Source organism: Lewinella sp. W8 (genome assembly GCF_004375085.3).
Classification (GTDB): Bacteria; Bacteroidota; Bacteroidia; order Chitinophagales; family Saprospiraceae; genus Neolewinella.
The window spans coordinates 79,867-101,907 of record NZ_SNAQ03000022.1; the positions used below are offsets into that span (position 1 = coordinate 79,867).

Below are 22,041 nucleotides of genomic sequence, written 5' to 3' on the forward strand. Positions count from 1 at the left end.
AACCCAAGTACCATGAAAACCTCTTTGTTCACTTTATGCCTGTTGTTTTGCCTGTTTTCCACTAACGCCGCGGCCAACACTCCCGTCGAAGATCCTCAGGAACCACTAATCGTTCGTTCCTACCTGGTGACCGACGGACTGGAGATCACCCTGGCCAACCTGGAAAAAACCCGCACCACCCTGAAACTGGAAAATCTGGATCAGGAAAAGGTGGTGTATTCCGACATCGTTCGCAACCACAACGGGTACAGTTACAACCTGAACCTCAACAAGCTCCCCAAGGGGCGTTACCTCCTTTCCGTAACCAAGAACAACACCGTACGCCAACAAGTGATCCTGATTGCCGATCACGGGGTGATGTGCAGTGAATGGAAATAACCGGCCCCACGGCTCCTGCCGGGGCACAACCGGTTTTAAGAGCATTCTAGTTTATTCCAGTTCTTAAGCATTATCTCCGCGCCGGAATTATCCGGCGCGTTTTTTTTTGCCCCAAGCAGCGGTTTTTCCCGCCGCCACAAACTATTCCCGGTCGGGGAACGATTAATTAGAGCATGCTTGAATTTTGGTCATCTGGCCAACATCCAAGCATGCTCTTAACAGTAAGATTCATTCCCCTCTATGCGGTTTTCCCTTCCCACTATCTTTCTGCTGGTTTGCCTCGCCCTTTGCGGCACGGGCTGCGACGGAGACGTTCCGCCCGTTCCCAAGCCCCGTTCCTACCCCCGGATCATGTACCCGGACCGCGACTACCGGCCGGTAAGCAGCGAATACTGTGACTTCACCTTCAACGCTCCGGTGAGCGCCCAGATGGTGCGGGAGGAGTTGTTCTTCGACGAAGCCCCGCCGGATTCCTGCTGGTTCGACCTGAAACTGGATCCGGCCCTGAACGGGAAAATCCATTTTTCCTACTATCCCGTGACCTCTTACGCTCAGTGGGAGGAGCTGCGGGACCAGGCCTTTGAACTCGTGGGGGTGCACAATTCCCGGGCCAGTGACATTGAGGAAATCGTCATTCACCGGGAGGAAAACGACGTCCACGGCATCGCCTTTGACATTGCGGGTCCCGCCGCCAGTCCGTTTCAGTTTTTCCTGACCGATTCCACCAACCACTTCTTGCGGGGAGCGCTGTATTTCGACACGACCATTCAACCGGATTCACTCGCGCCGGTCATCGATTACGTGAAGGAAGACATTTTCACCATCATGGAATCTTTCCGGTGGGAGGCCCGGTGACGGTTGGTGAGTTTAAGTAGTTGGGCGGTCACCGCGGGTGCCGGGTCGATGGGTAAAAGCGACGTGTAGCCGTATCAATTCATCAAGCTCGACCGAAAAAAATGGCGACATAATCCCGGGGGCCAGCGATCATTTACAATTTCCCGTCCTTCGGGAAAAAGCCCCAAAAGAACAGGGCGGCCAGCACCCCGACCGTGCCGGGCACCAGCCAGATGGACCACCAGTCGTGCTGGCCCGCCGCCACGAGGTTCGCGTTGACCACCTCTCCGGCAATCCAGTTGCCCAGAAAGGCGCCTACCCCCAGGTTGGCGAAGGAAATCAGCCCCTGGGCCGTACTGCGCAGGTAGGAAGGCACCCGGTTGTCCACGTAAATCTGGGCGGCAATGATGATCCAGGCGAAGGCGAAGCCCTGAACGGCGATGCCGGCGTACAGCAGCCACTCGTAGTAACCGGGCCGACCGATACCAAAGGCGAAATAGCGCAGCCCCCAGGCCATGAGCCCCCAGAACAGGATGGTACGAAACCGTAGTGTGTGGAAGCACCAGGGTAGGAGGAGTACGATCCAGATTTCCAGGAACTGTCCCAGCGCCATTTTTGCCGCCGCGGCCGGCCACCCTACTTCGTTGAGGAAGGGATTGAGGAAGCTGTAGTAGAAAGAGGAGGGCACGCAGCTGGCGAGCATCGCCAGCAGCAGGATGACCATGCCCCGCTCTCGGAAAATTTTCTGAACATTCTCCCCCTTCACCGCCGCCCAGTTAAAGCCCGGCTGCGGCGGAGTATGGGGCAAGGTAAGGCAATAGAAGCCGAGCAGTACGCTCGTGATGCCGCCCGCCAGCAGCGGATAGGGAGAGTTTTCTACCCGAAAGTAACTCAGCAGCAGGCCCATCATCATGAACGAGACCGTGCCCCACACCCGGATGGCCGGGTACTGGCGGCTGGGCTCCGGAAGGTGGTGAAAACAGAGGGAAGCCGCCAGACTGAAGGTGGGAATAAAGCAAAGGTTATACACCAGCATCAGCGTGTAAAAGGGCAGGAAGGAGGTAGTAAAGTAACAACCAATGAGTGCGCCACCCCCCAGAATATTCAGGAGAACCATCAGGCGATCGGCACTAAAGAGCCGGTCCGCCAGTAAGCCCATCAGTGGCGGGGTGATGGTGGCGGCGATGGCGTTGGTGGCGTAAATCATACCCACCTGCCGGCCGGAGAAGTCCAGACTCTGCAGCATGTAGGTCCCCAGGTTGATTAACCAGGAAGACCAGACAAAAAACTGAAGAAAGAGCAGTACCGAAAGACGAAACTGGAGGGGCATACCGCAAAGTTACGGAGGCCATCGGCCCCGTGAGTCATCCGGTTGACCGCAATCCGCTTGCTCGCGTCAGGCGGCACAACCGATGTCCGGGGCGAAGGGGTGTTTCGCTAGTATCAAGGGCGATTCCCGGTAGCAGGAACGACGGGGTTACCCTTGCCACAGTTTGCTCCAGCGGGCTAGGCGTCTAAGCGAGAGCGGTCCTTACTCACGGAGGCCTGGTCACGGGCAAAAAGGGCCAGCGCGGCCAGCGCTACCACAATGCAGACGATGGTCAGGGTACCGTTGGAGGAAGTGGGGTCAGATTGCTGAATCTTCAGAAATACTCCGGCGAGGATGAGGCAAAAAGCCCGGAAGAAGGGAACGAGGTTACTGGTTTTCATGTTGGGGTCCGTTTAGGGGACTTGTGGCAGCGGGCCACGGTACGGGACCAGAGGCCCACCACAACAAGTCTAATGCACTAATTCCGCACATTCATCAACTGATTCCTGTGCGACGGCACAAAGATAGCATAACTTTTAAACATGATAGCTTTACTATCAAGTAAAATTACATGAAAGATTCATCATTTGTCTGGTCCGGCTGGGCGCCATAACTTTGCCCCTCATTCCGGACCGACGGAGTGATTTTATAACGAAGGGTGGAGAGACCAGGCTCTACGAAACCCTGGCAACCACTCTCCCGCTGGGAGAAAAGGTGCCAAATCCTGTCCCGAAATTTTTCGGGAAAATATAAAATCGTACTGCCCATGATTTCTCCTCCATCTCTTTTTGCGCTATCCCCTACCCCGTTTGCGGGGGGTCGATTGTAGCGCAGCATGGTCCGAATCTACCACTCGCTTGTTGGTTTTGTCCACTGGTTTAATGCCACTGGAAAGGCTCCGTGTGCTTCCTACAGCGCTCGGCTTGTTGTCGGCTGTCTGGAATCTACGCGGCACCCCGCGCGGCGTCGCCCGCTTCACCCTCTTTCCCCTTTCGTACATCTGTACTCATTTCCGGAAAACCACAGCGGGAACGGGCAAGACCAGCGGTTTTCAACGAAAACGACTCCCATGAACTACGAAAAACGTCTCAGCGGAGGGCACCCCAATTCATTGGGCAACACGATTGAGGTGGTCGAGGAGGTACTGCAACATCCGGACCGGCTGGAAGCCCTATACCGGTGTTACTTCAGCGAAGATGAAGTCGTGCGGCTGCGGGTTTCCAACGCCATGAAACGGATTGCACAGGCTAACCGGCCGCTACTCCTACCCTACCTGCAGGGCCTACTAGACGACGTCAGTCAGATCGAGCAAGCCTCCACCAAATGGACGCTGGCGCAGCTTTTTCAGTGCTACACTACTGATCTGACGCCCAGGCAACTGGCTCGGGCTACCTCAATCCTGCAGCACAACCTGGAAAGTTGTGATGACTGGATCGTACAGAATCACAGCCTGCAGACGCTGGCCGAGTGGTCCGTGCACCAGCCCGAACTCAGGGCCTGGTTGCTTCCCCGGCTAAAGGAACGACTGAAAGAACCCCGAAAATCCGTGAGGCGGCGCGCTGAAAAGCTGCTCACCTTCCTCTCATAACCCATTACTAACAATTTAAATATTCCCCCAATGCGTTTTGAAACCTTGCAATTACACGCCGGTCAGGAGGTCGACGAGACCACCCGCAGCCGTGCGCTCCCCCTCTACCAAACGACCAGTTTCACCTTCCGCGACAGCGAACACGGTGCCAAACTTTTTGCCCTTCAGGAATTCGGTAATATCTATACCCGGATCATGAACCCCACCACGGACGCCTTCGAAAAGCGGGTGGCGGCCCTGGAAGGAGGCGTAATGGCCCTGGCCACCGCTTCGGGACAGGCCGCCCAGTTCCTGGCCATCAACAACCTCGCCCAGGCGGGAGACAACATTGTTTCCAGTGCCAACCTCTACGGCGGCACCTACAACCAGTTTAAGGTTGCCTTCAAGCGCATCGGCATTGAGGTGCGCTTTGCCGCGAGTACCGATCCGGCTGACTTTGCGAAGCTGATCGACGAAAACACCAAGGCCATTTACACCGAAACGCTGCCCAACCCCAGCTTCCTGGTGCCCGATTTTGCCGGACTAAGTGCGCTGGCCAAAGAGCGTGACCTCCCCCTGATCGTGGACAATACCTTCGGGGCCTGCGGGTACCTTTGCCGGCCCATTGAGCACGGTGCTAACATCGTGGTGCAGTCCGCCACCAAGTGGATCGGCGGCCACGGGACTAGTATCGGCGGCGTAATCGTCGACGCGGGAACCTATGATTTCGGCAACGGGAAATACCCCCAGTTTACCGATCCCAGCCCGGGATATCACGGCCTGGTATTCAACGACGTCTTCGGTAAAGATGGCCCCTTCGGCAACATCGCCTTCGCCATCCGCGCCCGGGTGGAAGGCCTCCGGGACTTCGGCCCCGCCGCCAGTCCCTTCAATGCCTGGTTGCACGTTCAGGGCCTCGAGACCCTAAGTCTCCGGGTACAACGTACCGTAGACAACGCCCAGGCACTGGCGGAATGGCTGGCCGCCCACGATAAGGTTGACGAAGTCAGCTACGCCGGCCTACCCGGGCACCCCGGCCACGAAAACGCCAAGAAATATCTGCAAAACGGCTTCGGCGGCGTACTGAGCTTCACCGTCAAGGGCAGCAAGGAAGACGCCACCAAGGTAGTGGACAACCTAAAGCTCATCAGTCACCTGGCCAACGTCGGCGACGCCAAGACGCTCATCATCCAGCCCTCCGCCACTACGCATCAGCAGCTTTCAGAGGCGGAGCAAAAGGCCGCCGGGGTCTTGCCTACCGCCCTGAGGATCAGCGTCGGCATCGAGCACATCGAAGACATCAAAGCGGACCTCGACCAGGCCCTCGCCCTGATTTAATGGATTGAAGGACTGAAGGATTGAATGACTGAATGACTGAATGACTGAAGTTAGCATTTGGTCCTCCACTGCGAAATTTGTTGTGGCTAGCCGGTTCGGCTACCCCGGCCACCGGTTAGCCCCACATAATAACGAACTAATAAACCAACAGACTAAACGACCAACGAACTAAAAAACTAACAGACTAACAGACTAACAGACTAAAAAACTAACGAACCAGAACCCCCTCCCATGAATGATTACTTCCACCATTTATACGACCTCATTCACCGCGAAATGCCCTTTTTCGGTTCCGGTATAGAGGAGAGCCTGGAGCGGATTCCCGAGGAACATTTTCACGAGCAAGTGGGTCACCGGTCGATTGCCGAGTTACTGGAGCACATGCTGGCCTGGAGGCACGATCTAGGTAAACGCCTCAACGGAATTCCCCGGGAGAAAATCGAGCTTAACAGTCCGCAGGACTGGCCGACGCCCTCCGGAAAAACCCGGGACGAGTACATCAAGGCCTTTCAGGAGGCCGCTCAACTGATCCGGGAAGGCCTGGACAAATTTGATTACTCCACCCTGCAGGATAAACTTCATCCGGACTATGACTACACCAATGTCGACCTCCTGGAAGGTGGGGTACACCACGACATCTACCATCTCGGACAGATCAACCTGATTGCCGCCATCCTTAAGACCAGGGCGGAACAGTAATTCCGTTTTTTATTCCCCACAACGCTAAATTTTCGTTGCCCCCTTGACCAAATACCTCTACATCGATCATCCCTTTACGTTGGAATCGGGCCAAGCGCTTCCCGCGCTCCGGGCCGCCTACCATACCTACGGCAGGCTTAACGAGGAACGTAATAACGTGATCTGGATCTGTCACGCCCTGACGGCCAACAGCGACGCCGAGGACTGGTGGCCCGGCCTCGTGGGCCGGGGGTTCACCATTGACCCCGATCGGTACTTCATCGTCTGCGTCAATATGCTCGGCAGCAGTTACGGCAGTACCGGCCCCCTTGATCTTAATCCCGCGACCGGGCGAGCCTACGGGCTGGACTTCCCCCTGATTACGACCCGCGACCAGGCCAGATTCTTTTCCCTCGTCGCAGATTATCTGGGCATTCGCGCCATCCGCCTCCTGATGGGCGGAAGCATGGGTGGGCAGTGTGCACTGGAATGGGCCTGCCTGCAACCCAATCGTTTTGACCTGCTCTGTGCCCTGGCCACCAACGCCAAGCACTCTCCCTTTGGAGTAGCCTTCAACGAATCGCAACGAATGGCCCTGCGGGCGGACCCCACCCTGGGCACCGATCATCCCGAGGCGGGGCGCGCCGGACTGGAAGCCGCCCGGGCGATCGCCATCCTGTCGTACCGCCACTACCGGACCTACGCAGACACCCAGCAGGAACCTTCCGAAAGCACCACCGACGATTTCCGGGCCAGTAGCTACCAGCGGTACCAGGGGTACAAGCTTTGGAAGCGCTTTGACCCCACCTGCTACTACTCGCTTTCCCGGGGTATGGACACCCATAATCTCGGTCGGGGCCGCGGCAGCAAAGAGGAAGCGCTGGCCACCATCAGCTGCCCCACCCTGATCATCAGTATTGACACCGACTTACTTTTCCCCACCGAAGAGCAGTCTCTCCTCAGCCGTTACATTCCCAACAGCCGACTGGACGTCATGCAGTCGGATTACGGACACGATGGCTTCCTGGTGGAGACGCCCACCATTGGTCGGCTGCTGGCCGACTTCCTCGCCGATCAGCTCACCATCAACGAAGCCACCAGACGGGCCTTTACCGACGGACTGGGCGGACGGTCGTTTGCCCTTCCGGGGTCGGAAGAGGTGTAGGCCATAGGGGAGCCCGGCCTACTCCCCAAACTTAGCCAGATCATCCACCGGGTTGGCCGACCGTGGCGGAATGCAGAGCAGCGCCAGGTCGATCCGCGTGCCGTAGAAAACGTTACGGTCGACGTCGCCAACGACACCCGGTAGCTGCCCCTCATCCGTATACTGCCAGAACTGGTAATCCCGGCCGCAAACGGTTACGGGTTCTTCGGCGTCGTAGCGGGCAATCCACAGCGGGTACTCGTCGAACTGACCGGCCAGGTAGCGATTGTAGAAATTCTGACCGGTATAAAGAATGGGCTTGACGCCGTAGTGCAGTTCGGCCATCTTGAGCCACTGCTTCACCGAGGTGACCAGATCCGCCGGGGAAAGGCGGCCCCGTTCTTCCACGTCCAGTACCGGAGGTAAGTCACCAACTTCTAACTCCACTACGTCAAAAAAGTGCCTGGCCTGAATGGAGGCGGGTACCTCGGGTCGGAAAAAATGGTAGGCACCCCGGCAGAATCCCCACTGGCCCGCCGAGGACCAGTTGGCTGCAAAGGCCTTGTCCCGAAGTTCGCGACCTTCCGTAGCCTTGATGAAGGAGAAATGGTGATTGTCTTTAGCCAGGGCTTCCCAGTCAATGACGCCCTGATAGTGACTCACGTCCACTCCCCGCACCTCAAATACTTCGCCGGGGTCCCGGAAATCGGGCCCGCAGGCGGTGGTCACGCACAGGACCATCAGCAGGAGAAGTATGTGAAACGGAGCGCGCAAGTAGAAATCTGGTCTTTATGGGGGACGTTGGCCGCAAGATACGGTTTCACGCCTAATCGTTGATGTCCAATCCCCGACGACTATCCCACTTTGGCGAAGCTATTCTTCGTCCGCCAGGATACCACGAATGTTCCAGTTGACCCGCTCGGGTGAACGCAGCGCGTTGAAGTTCGTCCAGCCGGAAGGATCTTCCGGGGTAAGGATACGGTCACCATTGGGATTATAGTTCTCTCCCTGGTCGCAGCCTACGGACTGGACGATATCGTCCACGACCACTTCCACGCCAATCCAGATGCCATCCTGCGTAATTTCGATGGGACTCGGCAGGCGGTGAACGATTTCTCCGACGTTGTTGATGCGGCCACTGAGGTCCACCCGGTAAATTTCGTTACCGGGGGCGTTGGCCGAGGCGCCTTCCTCATAAATCACCACACTGGTGCTGTTGGGGACGCGGATCAGGTCAAAGCTGACCCGGTCCAGCAGCCGGCCCACGAAGGGCTCGGTTTCGCTCGGGGGGAAGTAAGCCGCAAATACGGTGGTTCCCGGCACAATCTGCGGGGAGGTGAAATTGGGCCCATCGTAGCTTAACTGATCCGGGCGGATCGGATCGTCGTCTTCGCAGCCCGTCCAGCTCAGCAGCCCGACGACAAGAAGGAGTAACAGGGTAAGGGAATTCGTTTTCATGGTCCGGGTTATTTTCTTGTTCACACCAAAGGTCGTACAAAAGAAAGCCGCAGGCCAGGGAAGGGTTGATAAAGATGTCTTAAAAAATAGGATTAAGGCGGAAGGATTTAGGATTGAGGTTGAGGGCAAGCTATTTTAGGCACTCTTGATTCCTGCGTCCTGGATCCTCAATCCTAGCTCCTCAATCCTCCCCCTCCCCCCATGAACCGAGAAATCCTCCGGCTGGCCGTTCCCAACATCCTCAGCAACATTTCGGTCCCGTTACTGTCCAGTTTCGATACCATTCTGATGGGGCAACTCAGCGGCGCCCACATTGCGGCCGTCGGATTGGGTAGCATGGCCTTCAATTTCGTCTACTGGAATTTTGGTTTTTTGCGCATGAGCACTACGGGTCTGACCGCCCAGGCCTACGGCCGGGAAGACGCCCGCGGCCAGGCCGCGGCCCTCGGGCGGGCGGCTTTGCTGGCGCTGGGAATTTCATTCCTGCTCCTGGTTTTTCAGTACCCCTTCGCCGAGCTCACCCACTGGCTGCTCAACCTGCGGGCCGACCAGATCATGATGGTCGACGAATACTTCTACACCCGGCTCCTGGCCGCCCCGGCCGCCCTATTGCTCATGGTACTGTTCGGGTGGTTCTTCGGGCGGCAGAATGCGGTCGTCCCGCTGGTCCTGACCCTGATCATCAACCTGGGCAATATGGCGATGAGCTATTACCTGGTCACCGAACTGGACTGGGGCATCAAGGGGGTGGCCTGGGGGACGGTAGCGGCGCAGTACCTGGGGCTCACCTGCGCTTTGGGGGTCCTGCTGGCTACGCGCTACGGAATCTCCCTAAAAACAATCCGGGCCGCCCTGCGACCGGATGCGGAAGCCGCAACGGTTACCTCACTAAAGGACTTTTTCCACATCAACCGGGACATCTTCATCCGCACCGTCTGCCTCACACTGAGTTTCGTTTTTTTCTACAACCGGGCCAACGCGCTGGACGTCAGCACGGCCGTCGTGGCGGCCAACGTCATCCTGCTTCAGCTCGTCAACTGGCTCAGCTACGGCGTGGATGGTTTCGCCTTTGCGGCGGAAAGCCTGGTGGGTAAATACCACGGTGCGGGCAATCCCGCGGCCCTGCGGCGGGCCATCCGGCTGGTGTTTTACTGGGGGATGGGACTGGCCGTCCTGTATGCCCTGATCTACTACTTTGGCGACACGGCCCTGCTGCAGTTATTTGCCCCCGAAAACACCGCCGAGGACACCCTGGCCGCCGCCCTGCGGTACCTGCCGCTGGTGATTGCCTTCTGCATTCTGGCCACGCCCTGTTACCTGTTTGACGGCATCTACGTGGGGCTGACGGCAGCAAAGGCGATGCGGCAAACCATGATCCTGGCCTTTGCCGCCTACCTGCTGACCTACTACGCCTTCGGACAGTTCTACGGCAACTGGGGGCTGTGGGTCAGCCTGCTGCTTTTCATGGTTTACCGGGCGGGGATGCAGTGGTGGTGGATGCGGACGGGGCGGGTGTAGATTCCGTAAAAAAGGGCCAAATATTATTCGCCCGCCACCAGATTTCCGGTGGGCTAATCTACCTTTACCGCATGTTGCCAAAATCCATAGCCGCCACCCGGGAAGCCCTCGATTCGGGAAAAATGACGACGGTCGATCTGGTCCGCGGATACCTCCGGGCCATCGAGGCGCAGCGGCACCTCAATGTCTACGTGGAAGTATTTGACGAGGAAGCCCTGGCGGAAGCGGCAAGGCAGGATGAGGCGCGGAGCGCAGGTGCCCAGCTAGGTCGTTTGGCCGGAGTCGTAATCAGCATCAAGGACGTGATCTGTTACGCCGGACACGGGGTAAGCGCCGGGTCCCGCATCCTGGAGGGCTTCGTTTCCCCCTACACCGCTACCTGCCTGGAGCGGCTGCTGGCCGAAGACGCCATCGTCATCGGCCGTACCAACTGTGATGAATTTGCCATGGGTTCCGGCAACGAGAACAGCCACTACGGCCCGACCCGCAACGCCGCCGACCCCGCCCGGGTGCCGGGCGGCAGCTCCGGCGGGGCCGCCGTATCCGTGCAGGCGGGCACCTGTTTGCTGGCCCTTGGCTCCAGCACCGGGGGCTCGGTGCGGCAGCCGGCCTCCTTCTGCGGACTCTACGGCTTCAAGCCCACCTACGGCAGGATCAGCCGGCACGGGCTGATCGCCTACGGCTCCAGTTTTGACCAGATCGGTTTTCTCGCCCACGACCCGGCGGACATCGCCCTGGCCCTGGAAATTTCCGCCGGTGCTGACCCGTACGACGGCACGGCCCCCAATAAAATCGTCCCACCCTACTCCCGGCCTCCCGCCAGCGGAGAGAAGAAAAAGATTGCCTACTTCCCCGAAGTCATGGCCTCCGACGGGCTGGCCCCGCACCTGCGCGCCGTCGCCCAAAACGCCCTGGATGAATTTCGCAACGAAGGCCACGAAGTAACGGCGGTCACCTTCGACTACTTCGACTACGTGGTGCCGACCTACTACGTGCTCACCACGGCGGAGGCCAGCAGCAACCTCAGCCGGTTTGACGGGATGCGCTACGGCTACCGCAGCCCCGAGGCCCGCGACCTGCAGGATACCTACACCAAAAGCCGGAGTGAGGGTTTCGGCACGGAAGTTCAGCGGCGAATCCTGCTCGGGACCTTCGTACTCAGCAGCGGTTACTACGACGCCTACTACGGGCAGGCCCAGCGGGCACGCCGGCTGATTCGGGACCAGCTGCGGAACATCCTGGCCGAACACGACTTCATCCTCATGCCCGTCAGCCCGAGCCTGCCCTGGCTGGTCGGCGAGCAGGTTGATGATCCCGTGGCCAACTACCTGGCCGACATCTACACGGTCATCGCCAACCTGGCGGGCCTACCCGCCGTAGCCGTCCCGACCGGGGAGATCGATCAACTCCCGGTGGGCTATCAGCTCATGGCCGACCACTGGCGGGAGCAGGACCTGCTGGACTTCATCCGGTCGTAGCTCCCCAAACCCGAACCGTTCCCCTACCCGATATCTTTGGCGAAGTGCCACAGGGTACCGGCCGGATCAATCAGGTGAATTTCCCGTAAGCCCCAGTCGTAGTCCGTGGGCGCTTTCCAACGCACGCCGGCATACCGACTGGGCAGATCGAGCGCCCGGAGCTCCTCCCAGAAAGCGTCCAGTTCCGGGACCATGAGAAACATCATCAGGTTTTCGGCCCAGTCCTTCACGTAGTAATCCTGGAGGTAAAAAGTGGACTGCCCCAGGCGAAAAAGGACCATATCGTTGGAGGACCACAGCTCTTTGGCCCCCAGCTCGGCGTAGAATTCTCGCGAGAGCGCAAAGTCTTTGGCGGGGAGAAAGGTGCGTAAATCAGTGGTGTTTTCCAGATGCTTCATACTTCCGGGGAATTGTACAATTTCATGAGGCAATCGAGCCTCAGCAAAGAAGAATATTCGGAGTATTTAGATTTTTTCAAAATACGTGAATCCGATTGTCGGCTAGCTGACGTATGTGGTGGTGCATACAACCATTAAAACCAAATTCCATGGTATCACCCATACGCTTGCTCATTCTGACTTGCTCCCTCTTCTTCACCCTTTCCACCACCAGCCTCACGGCCCAAAAAACTGACCTTAACCAACTTCCCGAGCGTTTCCAGGAAGTTAACGCGGTTTCCCTCAACCCCGCACGCAGCACTGCTTCCATCATTGAACTGGGGGACCTGCCCAAATCCCAGCAAAACGCCAACGTTGCCCCCGTGCTGGTGCAGCGCTACTACGGCCTGAAGGCGGGGGTAGACGCGGTTAGCCCCCTCTCCACCACCCAGCCGGCCCGGGGCTTTGCGGTCAACAAGTACCAGCGCATTCACCGGGGTATTCCGGTTGAACACGAGCGGTACAACGTACTCAGTGGACCGGCGGGTCCGCGGGTCATTGCCGCCGAGCACTACGACCTGCCGAACAACCTGCGCACGAAGCCGACGCTCACCAGGGCTGCGGCGCTGAAGATCGCCCTGAACTACGTGGGCGCCACGACCTACGCCTGGGAACAGATTGACCAGGACTACGTCCGGTACGTTTGGTCTCTGGATCTCGTAAAGCAGATTGACGAAGAGCTTCGGGCCGTCCAACCCGGCGGTGAACTGACGATCGTTGACGATTACGACACCCCGGAAGCCGATCCCGATCTGGCCTGGAAATTCAACGTCTACGCCAGTGCTCCCCTCAGCCGCGCCTGGATTTACGTCAACGCTCATTCCGGAAAAATCATGCTCAAGGACCGGATCATCAAGCACGCCTCCGAGCCCGTGAACGTGCAGACACGGTACGCCGGTCCGCGTACCATCATGGTCGACCTGGAGACCAGCGGCACGGACCCCCATAACGGACTGCCCCTGCTGGACAGCCGCACCAACGCCCCCGCCGCGGGGCCGCTGTACGTACTCCGCGACGATACGCGCGGTGACGGACTGGAGACCTACGACCTCAACGGCGTGGGCGGCGTACCGCTTTCGCTCCCTTTGCTGTACGCTCAGGGCAAGGCCTTCACGGACGACGACCTGAACTGGAGCCTGAGCGAACACCGCCGCGGAGGCACCATCAACGAGGCCGAAAACGACGACATCGCCTGGGACGCCCACTGGGGCACTCAGGTGGTGTACGACTACTGGCTAGACGTCCACGGAAGAAACAGCTACGACGATAACGGCATCGCTATCAAGAGCTTCCTCCACTACGGGGTAGCTTACGACAACGCTTTCTGGAACGGTACCGCCATGACCTACGGTGACGGCAGTTACCAGGGAGGGGCTAACCCCGACGGCACCTTTGCGCCCCTGATGAGCCTGGACGTGTGCGGCCACGAGATCGGCCACGCCATTTGCACCTTCACGGCGGATCTGGTGTACGCCAACGAATCCGGCGCCATGAACGAAGGCTTCAGCGACATCTGGGGTGCGGCCATCGAAGCCTACGTCGCCCGGGCGGTTGATCCTTCCCTGGGAGCGATCATGAACCCCTGGGGCATCGGCGAACAAATTGACGAGCGCGACGGCGGCATTCAGTATCCGGATAACGGATGGAGGGCCCTGCGCTACATGGACGAACCCGGCAGGGCCGGAGACCCCGACACCTACGGGGGCGCCAACTGGGTGGACCAGGACTGTAGCCCCAACCTCGCCAACGACCAGTGTGGCGTTCACACCAACAGTGGCGTTCTTAACAAATGGTACTACATCATCACCGCGGGCGACGCCGGCACCAACGACCTGGGCGACAACTACGCGGTCAACGGGCTTGGGTTCGAAGTTTCCGAACGCATTGCCTACGGTACGGAATTGCTGCTCACGCCCAACGCCACCTTTGCCGAGGCACGGGCGGCCTCCATTGCCTTCGTCCGTAACATGACGGAAGCCGGTGGTGGACAATGTGGCACCTACGAAAGAGTCTTGACCGATGCCTGGTTCGCCGTTGGCGTGGGTGAAGCCTTCAGTTGCGCCCAGGTGGCTTCCTTTACCGAACGCAAGTCCTTCACCAGCGAACTGGTGATGTCCAGCAACGATTGCGATGCGGGTAAGATAATTACCGTGGAAGCGGCCGTAGTGGGCAGCGGACAGGTATCCCTCGGCGGCAACGCCACCGAAGGCGAGGATTACGACGTCCTCAACAAGTTTTTCTCTACCGGGAGCGCGGGCTTCGGCGTCCACAACTTCCAGGTACTGGTCTACGACGACGCCAGCATCGAGGGCGACGAGACCATTACGCTGAGTCTTCCCGGCGGACCAACCCACCGGCTGACCATCATCGATAACGACACCGATCTTTCCGTGGGCAGTCCCGCCGAGAGCCTGCTGAACCACACCATGCGGGCCTCCAGTCTTCCTCCCGGTTGGTCGGTGGTTACCCAGAGCGGTGGCGCCAACAGCTGGTTTGCATCGGTGGCCAATGGCGCACAAATCGGCATTACCGCCGCGGGCGGAGCGACGCCTACCTACGACGGTAACGAGCAAGTATCCGTTGACGTCATTCTGGCCTCACCCAAAATTGACGCTCGTGGGATGCACAGCCTGCAGCTGTCCTTCGACTGGCGAGCCGGTGGAGAAACTGACGTACCCACCGACGTCTCGGTGGATGGCGGGGTAACCGCCGTGCCGCTGGACTACGGTAACCTGGCGTACTCCTTCGACGGAGAGACCTGGGAAGATTTCCCGGAATACGATGCCTTCGTCAGCATACTGGCGACCGTCGCCTCCGGTTCCTTTAATGAAGTGCTCCCCGACTACCTCCAGGGCACCCAGTTTTACCTCGGGTGGCGCTGGCGCAACGACCCACTGGTGGGATCGGCCTATAGTTTTTCCTTCGAAAACGTAAACCTCAACGCCAGCCATCCGGGTATCGCCACCCAGACCATGGCCACGGAGGAGCCCCTTGGCCCGCAGGAAACCATCTATTTCCTGGATGCTTCCGGCACCGAAACGATTGCCAAAATCACCAACCTGAGCAACCATGACTTCGGGTGTACTTCCGTACAAATCGTGACTTCCGGTACGGGTAAGAACCGTTGTTCGGGCGGTGTATTCCTGGATAAGACCTTCCGGATTGTGCCAGAAAGAAGGTCCAACAACAAACCACTGGAAATCACCTGGTACGTCAGCGACGCGGAAGCTACTGGTTTCGAAAACTCGAGTGGGCAGTCAATGGAGGACGTGGTCGCCTACAGCAGCCGGTCCTACGTTTGCGCCACCGGGTCCGACCGCCGCCGCGAGGCTGAGTTCACCCTCATGGACGACATTGAGGGCGGGGTGGCCATCTTCACCTCCGTGCGTTCCGGAGACGAATTTTTCTCCCTGGGCATGGAAGATTCCTCCTTACCCGTCCTCTTCAGCAGCTTCTACGCACAAAACGAGGGGGATCATAACCAACTGAACTGGGCTACCTCCCAGGAGCGTGACAACGAAGGTTTCGTCGTTCAGCGGTCCAGCACCCCAACCGACGGATTCCGCGACATCGGCTGGATTCAACCGGAGAAAGACTTCCCCGAAGGAACTACGTATCAGTTCACGGATGCCGACATCGTGCGGGGAGAAACCTACTATTACCGACTGCTGCAGAAAGACTTCGACGGGGCCACCCATCCGACGGACATTCAGCAAGTGAGCACCGTGGCCAGCGGCGCCACGATCAGCCTTTACCCCAACCCGACGCAGGACCTGCTTAACGTCCGTGTCTCGGAGGAAGATATTTCCTCCTCCGACCTACTCCAGGTGATGGACGTCAACGGAAAGGTGGTCATTAGCCAGGCCTTACGTAGCCAACAAACCCTGAGAATCGAGCAGTTGCCCAACGGCATCTATCTGGTGCGTGTCCCGCTGCGGGACGGTAGCACAATTACGCGTAGGGTACTGAAGCAATGATGCTCAATCGCTGGGAATTCAAGCATCGTAAACTATCATAGCACAGCTTCATTCCTTGTATCCAGATTTCGATTTATTGGGTGCCCGCAACCAGCTTTGGTTGCGGGCTTTTTTTATGACAACGGCACCAAAATTTCCGTCACCCCGGAGCCTGGCCCTACCCGCAAATGCTGCATGCACCGCGACGGGTGATCAGCGATTCCGGGGGAATCGCGGTTGTTCCGTAGGGCAAACGGTAGCAGCAGGAAATTTCCTGCCGCTACCTTCCTGTTCCATAATCAGTCTTACTATTCCCGATCACCTCCGTTTTTTGCGGGGGCATCTTCTTTTCCAGACAACTGACCCGCCCCGCCATGGCAGCCCGGCATGCATCAATTTCCTCCGGTATAACGCAATAAAAAAGCGGCGATTTTGACAAATCGCCGCTCGGGTAATCAGGATGAATTTCGTTGGTTTATTCGGGTACGGTCAGGGTACCGTTCTCCGCTTTCTCCTGGAGTTCTTCGTTGGCCGTAATGGCAATTTCCACCCGACGGTTCTGGGCTCTGCCAGCCTCCGTTTCGTTGGTGGCCACGGGCTGCATTTCTCCGTGACCAACTGTCTGGATGCGGCTGCGGGTAATCCCCTGAACGACGAGGTAATCGGACACCGCCGCGGCCCGTTGTTCACTCAGGCGCTGGTTGTAATCTTCGGCGCCCTTGCTGTCGGTATGGCCGTCCACCAGAATGTCCGTTTCCGGATAACGCTGGAAGATTTCCGCCATTCTGCGGACTTCAGCCTTACTGGCGTCAGTAAGCTGGTAGCTGTCGAAACCGAACAGTACACCACTGTCGAAGGTGACCATAATGCCTTCCCCGACGCGTTCTACTTCTGCTCCGGGGATTTGCTCGATTTCTTCGGCCTGTTTGTCCATGTACTTACCGATGATGGCACCGGCGGTACCGCCGATTACGGAGCCGATGATGACTCCCTTGGTACCGTCACCGCTTTTCTTGCCGATGGCACCGCCGACGACGCCGCCCACGGCACCGCCAATGGCGCCGCCCTTAACGGCTTTGCTGGTATTACAGCCCTGTGCAAAGGGCAGTGAAATGGCCACCAGGAAGACCAGGAAATAATTTTTGAAGGTTTGCATGTTCCTTGGGTTATTTCCTCCGTAACCCGGAATTCAGCTCACAGGTTTGTTAAGGTTCAAAACTCACACAACGATTTTTTCCTCGCGTTTCGCAATCAACTCCGCCGTAATCTTTGCCGACAGCAGGCAAAGGGGCACCCCTCCCCCGGGATGAACGCTGCCCCCAAGGAAGTAGAGGCCACCGATCCGCCGACTGAAATTGGGGTGACGCAGGAAGGCCGCCATGGGATTGTTGCTGCTGGTGCCGTAGAGCGCACCCTGGTGGGAGCCGGTCAGTTTTTCGATGTCCGGCGGAGTAATGATCCGCTCGGCGGCGATCAACTCCCCGATCGACGTGGCCGCGGGGGATAGTCGGCGGGCCAGGCCCGCCCGGTCGAGCTGATCAATCACCCGTTGCCGTAGACCGGCCGTGATTTGCGGCCAGTCCTGTCCGACGTCCGCCGGCGCATTGACCATCACGAACCAGTTTTCGTGACCGGCCGGAGCATCTTCGGCCACGAGCTTGGAGCTGATGTTGACGTAGGTCGTCACGTCGTCGCTCAGGCGGCCCGCTTCCAGTTCCGCAAATTCCCGGGCGTAATCCTGGCTGAAGAAGATGTTATGGAGGCCCAGTTCGGGGAAGCTATCGGCCATTCCCCAGTAGAAGATCACCGCGCTGGTACTTTTTTGCTGGTTGAGGGTCCGCCGGGGTTGGCGGGCCCCGGGCAGCAACCGCTCGTAGGCCAGCCAGACGTCCATGTTGCAAACGACCAGATCAAAGGGAAGGTCTTCTCCGTCCACGCGCACCCCGGTAACCCGTCCGCCTTCGCGGAGGATTTCGTCCACCCGCCGTCCGAAGTGGTAGGTTACGCCGAGGCGCTCGCCGAGCGCGTGGATGCTCTTGCTGATGTCGAACATCCCGCCTTCGGGGAGGTAGGCCCCGAAGTGGTGTTCAAAGTGGGGGATCATGGACAGCAGGCCCGGTGCCTTGTAGGGATTTGAGCCATTGTAGGTGGCAAAGCGGTCGAAGAGCTGCACCAGTTTGGGGTGGCCCAGGTCCCGGGCGTGTACCTCGTGCATGCTGTTGAGGAGGTCCAGACCGGGAATCCGGAGCATCGCGGCGGCCACTTTGGGGTCCAGCCAGGTATCCATCTGGTGAAGGCTTTTCTCCAGGAAGGTCCTTCCGGTGAGTTCGTACTTGCGGGCGGCCTCGTCCATAAAGTCGGCGATGCGCTCCCGGGGAACGCCGAAGGTGGCCGCGGCCCCGGTCGCCAGAGCTTCCGTAGTGGCGGGGGCGGTAAAGCGGGTGCCGTCCGCCCACCAGTAGCGGCAGACCTCGGGCAGGCGGACGTAGTGAAAATGCTCCTTGGGGTCTTCCCCGGCCAGCGAGAAGAGTTCGTCGACGTACTGGGGCATGGTGAACAGGGAGGGACCGAAGTCGAAGCGGTAGCCTCCCGGCAAACTGAACTGGCTCAGCTTACCGCCCGGCCCGTCGTTGGCCTCGAAAACTTCTACCCGGTGGCCGTCGGCGGCTAAGCGTACGGCGGCGGCCAGGCCGGCGATTCCGGCACCAATGATTGCGGTTTTCATCCAATTGCTTTGTCCATAGGAAAGACTGGCTCCCGGCAATTTGTTGCGGTTTCCGGTCAGCTTTTGGTCCGTATTCCCTCCCTTTCACTGGGCAACTTTATGGGCGGACGGGGTGTTTTCCCCGCGCAAGTACGTCCACTCCACCGCTTGCGGTACTTCGGTGACCGCAAGAGGAAAGTCCGGGCAACGCAGGGCGCCACGCCGGCTAACGGCCGGGGTTCTTCCAACGGGAAGGATACGGAAAGTGCCACAGAAAGCTATACCGCCCCGGCCTGGCCGTGGGTAAGGGTGAAAACGTGCGGTAAGAGCGCACGCCGTTTCGTAGTAATACGATTCGGGGGTAAACCCCGTGGGTTGAAATACCAAACAGTATTGCCTTCCGCCTTCGGGCGGAACGCGGGCGGCCCGCTCGCCACTCCAGCAATACGGGTAGGTAGATCGAGCCGATCGGTAACGGTCGGCCTGGATAAATGGTGGAGCTCCCGACTCCGTCGGGACGACAGAACCCGGCTTACCGGAACGCACTTGTTTTGATGACGGCCCGTCGGCTCCCTCCCGGAGTTGGCGGGCCGTCGCCGTTTTGGGTGGCCGTTACGACCGGCTTGCGGAGCAAGCCTTTTCCGGGGGTGTACTTGCGAGAAGTCTTACAGGTGTGATGCAATGTTTAATAGGACCGGTAGCACACCCAAAGGCGCTGCGCACGCTTCGAGGTGCGGGGAACGGATCTGACTACTCAAAAACTTCCAGCCCCTCGAAAAGCCCGTCCAAATCGTCGAAGCTTTTGTAGCCGACCTTTTCTTCACTGCTCCCGCGGACGGCGAAGCCGGCAATGGAATAGGCCGCGTTGACGGCCTTCGGATCACGGTCGCCGAGGTCGATTTGGAGTAGCACCGACCGTCCTTGCGCAAGCGCTTCCAGTTCCGGCAGAGAGAGGGGCTGCCCCTCCTCCAGGTCCTCCCAGGTGATGCCGCCGTGGGCAAAATCCAGCACCACGTACTGCGCTTCCGGCATGTCCTCCATCGCTTCCCGCACCGTTTCCGCGTCCTGATAGCCTTCCACCTTCACGTGCGCGATCAGTTCAATTCCCGCCGCACGAAGATCACGTTGCGCGGACGCAGGTGCCGTGTGGTCCAGTAGCGCCATATTTACCCGGTGCTCGGTGAGTTGCGCGGCCCAGGCCGCGCCGTCGGTGATGCTCCCCAACTCCGCCACGATGGCCGGTCCTTCCACCCATTCCCGCATGGCGTTTAGGTAGGTCCAGGTGATGTTTTCTCCCGTCCCGTCTCCGATGGGGAAGGCCAGGAAGTCGACCTCCCAGGCCGCAAAGTAGCGGGCATCCGTCAGGTGGGTGATGCCGGCGGCGAGCACTTTAGTTGCGAGCATAACTGAAATTTGCGCAAAGGTAAGAAGCGGAGGATTTAGGTCTTAGGATCGAGGATTTAGGAGTCGGTATGGAGGCTTGCGTGGCACTCGACTCGACGGACGAGGGGATCGCCGGGGGCGATCAAACGCGTCCGACGAGGAGTGCGGGGGGGGAGGAGGCGAAGGCTGAGGAGAAGGAAGTAGTGGAATCCGTACCGATTGACGGGAGGCGATGACCGTGATTGAGTGCCGTGGTTAGCGATGTATTATTCGTAAGGACGTCAATTTCACCCATGCGGTCGTACACCGTGGTTTTTATCCTATTTTTAGGGGGACTACGTTGCGTTGTTACAATTCCAGCCTCTTCAAGCAAGAGAGACCGTTGGTGCAGGCGTAATGCAGATACACCTTACCGTTGTGGCACATCTAAAATACGTTATGAAAAAACTAATTCTTACCAATTTTATATTTTTCATCGGTTTAACTAACCTTTTATTAGGCCAAGATCAAAGCTTAGATTCTTTGAATGATTTTATCAATAATCAGGCTGAGAGATTTCATGTTCCCGGAATTGCAGCTTGCGTCATCAAAGGGGATAGCATAGTTTGGCATAATGGTTATGGCTATGCCAACATTGAGGACGAAAAAAAAATGACTTCTGAGTCTATACTTAATATCGCTTCCATTTCAAAAACAATAACAGCAACTGCAATAATGCAACTTTGGGAAAAGGGGCTTTTAAAATTGGATGCCGATGTCAATAACTATCTAGATTTCAGTGTAACAAATCCTAATTTCCCAAATACACCTATAACGATTAAACAACTTCTAACTCACACCTCTTCAATAGCCGATGGAAGCTCATTAAAAGTTGGTTATCAATGTGGAGACCCAAAGAAAGAATTAAAAGATTGGTTATTTAATTATTTTGACACCGATGGAGAATATTATAATGAAATTGATAATTTTCACAATAAAGAACCTGCATCTTTCAGAGAGTACTCAAATGTTGGATTTGGCCTACTAGGATTAATTGTCGAAGAAATTTCAGGTGTTCCATTTAATGAATACGTAAAAGTAAAAATTTTTGAACCATTAGAAATGAGTAATTCAGGATATTTCTTGAATGAAGTTGATGCCAACAGATTGGCGACCTCGTATTTATATTTAGGCCCTCTACAGGAAAATTTGACTGAACCTCAAAATAGTAAACTTCCATACTACAACCCTTACTGCCAATATAGTTTTTGGAATTATCCAGATGGATTAGTTAGAACATCGGTACTTGATTTAGCAAAGTTTGCAACAGCCTACATGAATGGAGGGATTTACAAAGGCAAGCGTATTCTCAAAAAAGAAACTATTGAATTTATGATGAGTCCTCAGCTCTCTGAAGAAATTAATGTAGATAAAGACCAAGGATTATGTTGGTTTCAAAGTCCAAGTCTATATCCAACCTGGTATCACGGTGGTTCAGACCCTGGAGTTAGCACCAGAATGTACATTAATAAAAAAGATAAATTGGGAGTAATTGTTTTTCAAAATGCAAATGTCGATAATACATTTTATATTATTAAAGAATTATATAATAGATTTAAATAAAAACGTGCCACATCAATGGCTATAAACAATTGCCATTACAGGCTTATCCTGAAAATTCAGCTTGAATTTTCAGCTTGTCGTATACGTGCCAAGTCTGTGGTAACCCAAGCAACTGTTCATAGCCGAGACCGTTCTACTAAAAAGACGTCACGAAAAAACCAAAAATCCGATTTAGAAGACCTCCAGCGAACACCCTCCCCACTGCCAAAAACGCTATTTGAGCAGGATATGATTACTTTGCCAGACAGTTACTAAAG

18 protein-coding genes, 1 other RNA gene and 1 riboswitch are annotated in these 22,041 nt (G+C 57.1%); of the genes, 11 read left to right on the top strand and 8 right to left on the bottom strand.

All coding sequences use genetic code 11. The features are described 5' to 3' along the window. Positions 1-12: 12 nt before the first annotated feature. Together E1J53_RS20610 and E1J53_RS20615 are read left to right on the top strand one after the other, a co-directional pair. A complete protein-coding gene (locus E1J53_RS20610; RefSeq protein ID WP_134269874.1) occupies positions 13-378 on the top strand; it encodes a DUF3244 domain-containing protein in 366 nt (121 codons plus the stop codon). A gap of 240 nt (positions 379-618) precedes the next feature. Continuing rightward, positions 619-1,233, top strand: a complete 615-nt coding sequence (locus tag E1J53_RS20615; RefSeq protein WP_134269873.1) for a hypothetical protein — start codon at positions 619-621, stop codon at positions 1,231-1,233. A 133-nt stretch (positions 1,234-1,366) separates the two neighbouring features. Here the strand turns inward: E1J53_RS20615 and E1J53_RS20620 are convergent, their stop codons facing one another. Continuing rightward, positions 1,367-2,542 (bottom strand): MFS transporter, encoded by a 1,176-nt coding sequence (locus E1J53_RS20620; protein ID WP_134269872.1) that lies wholly within the window; start codon positions 2,540-2,542, stop codon positions 1,367-1,369. Positions 2,543-2,718: 176 nt separating this feature from the next. Then, a complete protein-coding gene (locus tag E1J53_RS20625; RefSeq protein WP_134269871.1) occupies positions 2,719-2,922 on the bottom strand; it encodes a hypothetical protein in 204 nt (67 codons plus the stop codon). A 242-nt stretch (positions 2,923-3,164) separates the two neighbouring features. Beyond that, positions 3,165-3,277: riboswitch (SAM riboswitch) on the top strand. Between the two features lie 313 nt (positions 3,278-3,590). Between E1J53_RS20625 and E1J53_RS20630 the strand changes: the two genes are divergently transcribed. The 4 genes from E1J53_RS20630 to metX all read left to right on the top strand — a co-directional run bounded on the left by E1J53_RS20630 (position 3,591) and on the right by metX (position 7,269). Beyond that, positions 3,591-4,109, top strand: coding sequence for a hypothetical protein (locus E1J53_RS20630; protein WP_134269870.1), 519 nt, complete (start codon positions 3,591-3,593; stop codon positions 4,107-4,109). Positions 4,110-4,139: 30 nt separating this feature from the next. Continuing rightward, entirely contained in the window at positions 4,140-5,426 is a 1,287-nt protein-coding gene (locus E1J53_RS20635) for an O-acetylhomoserine aminocarboxypropyltransferase/cysteine synthase family protein (protein ID WP_134269869.1), read from the top strand. Positions 5,427-5,657: 231 nt separating this feature from the next. After that, on the top strand, positions 5,658-6,125 hold the full coding sequence (locus tag E1J53_RS20640; protein WP_134269868.1) for a DinB family protein: 468 nt from the start codon (positions 5,658-5,660) through the stop codon (positions 6,123-6,125). Positions 6,126-6,168: 43 nt separating this feature from the next. Further along, the gene (gene metX, locus E1J53_RS20645; protein ID WP_134269867.1) at positions 6,169-7,269 is read left to right on the top strand and encodes a homoserine O-acetyltransferase; all 1,101 of its coding nucleotides are present in this window, start codon (positions 6,169-6,171) and stop codon (positions 7,267-7,269) included. 18 nt (positions 7,270-7,287) lie between these two features. Here metX and E1J53_RS20650 read toward each other — a convergent pair whose 3' ends face one another. Further along, positions 7,288-8,022: a glycoside hydrolase family 25 protein gene (locus E1J53_RS20650; protein WP_253932177.1), complete on the bottom strand. Its 735-nt coding sequence runs from the start codon at positions 8,020-8,022 to the stop codon at positions 7,288-7,290. 99 nt (positions 8,023-8,121) lie between these two features. Then, positions 8,122-8,706, bottom strand: a complete 585-nt coding sequence (locus E1J53_RS20655) for a hypothetical protein (protein ID WP_134269866.1) — start codon at positions 8,704-8,706, stop codon at positions 8,122-8,124. Positions 8,707-8,907: 201 nt separating this feature from the next. On the opposite strand from E1J53_RS20655, the gene E1J53_RS20660 reads away from it, so the two are divergent. Next, the gene (locus E1J53_RS20660) at positions 8,908-10,224 is read left to right on the top strand and encodes an MATE family efflux transporter (RefSeq protein ID WP_134269865.1); all 1,317 of its coding nucleotides are present in this window, start codon (positions 8,908-8,910) and stop codon (positions 10,222-10,224) included. A 71-nt stretch (positions 10,225-10,295) separates the two neighbouring features. Then, positions 10,296-11,702: an Asp-tRNA(Asn)/Glu-tRNA(Gln) amidotransferase subunit GatA gene (gatA, locus tag E1J53_RS20665; protein WP_134269864.1), complete on the top strand. Its 1,407-nt coding sequence runs from the start codon at positions 10,296-10,298 to the stop codon at positions 11,700-11,702. A 23-nt stretch (positions 11,703-11,725) separates the two neighbouring features. Here gatA and E1J53_RS20670 read toward each other — a convergent pair whose 3' ends face one another. Then, entirely contained in the window at positions 11,726-12,100 is a 375-nt protein-coding gene (locus E1J53_RS20670) for a VOC family protein (protein ID WP_134269863.1), read from the bottom strand. A 149-nt stretch (positions 12,101-12,249) separates the two neighbouring features. Between E1J53_RS20670 and E1J53_RS20675 the strand changes: the two genes are divergently transcribed. Then, positions 12,250-16,116, top strand: coding sequence for a M4 family metallopeptidase (locus E1J53_RS20675; RefSeq protein WP_173021582.1), 3,867 nt, complete (start codon positions 12,250-12,252; stop codon positions 16,114-16,116). Between the two features lie 454 nt (positions 16,117-16,570). On the opposite strand, the gene E1J53_RS20680 is transcribed toward E1J53_RS20675, so the two are convergent. Continuing rightward, positions 16,571-17,251 carry an OmpA family protein gene (locus E1J53_RS20680; protein WP_134269861.1) on the bottom strand — a complete coding sequence of 227 codons (681 nt, stop codon included), beginning with the start codon at positions 17,249-17,251 and terminating at the stop codon, positions 16,571-16,573. Between the two features lie 63 nt (positions 17,252-17,314). Further along, positions 17,315-18,820, bottom strand: a complete 1,506-nt coding sequence (gene crtD, locus E1J53_RS20685) for a 1-hydroxycarotenoid 3,4-desaturase CrtD (protein ID WP_134269860.1) — start codon at positions 18,818-18,820, stop codon at positions 17,315-17,317. Between the two features lie 126 nt (positions 18,821-18,946). Between crtD and rnpB the strand changes: the two genes are divergently transcribed. Continuing rightward, positions 18,947-19,352: RNase P RNA component class A (rnpB, locus tag E1J53_RS20690), an RNA gene on the top strand. Between the two features lie 197 nt (positions 19,353-19,549). On the opposite strand, the gene E1J53_RS20695 is transcribed toward rnpB, so the two are convergent. Then, positions 19,550-20,203 (bottom strand): hypothetical protein, encoded by a 654-nt coding sequence (locus tag E1J53_RS20695; RefSeq protein ID WP_134269859.1) that lies wholly within the window; start codon positions 20,201-20,203, stop codon positions 19,550-19,552. A 417-nt stretch (positions 20,204-20,620) separates the two neighbouring features. Here E1J53_RS20695 and E1J53_RS20700 point away from each other — a divergent pair, with 417 nt between their 5' ends. After that, positions 20,621-21,784 (top strand): serine hydrolase, encoded by a 1,164-nt coding sequence (locus tag E1J53_RS20700; protein WP_173021583.1) that lies wholly within the window; start codon positions 20,621-20,623, stop codon positions 21,782-21,784. Positions 21,785-22,041 lie beyond the last annotated feature (257 nt).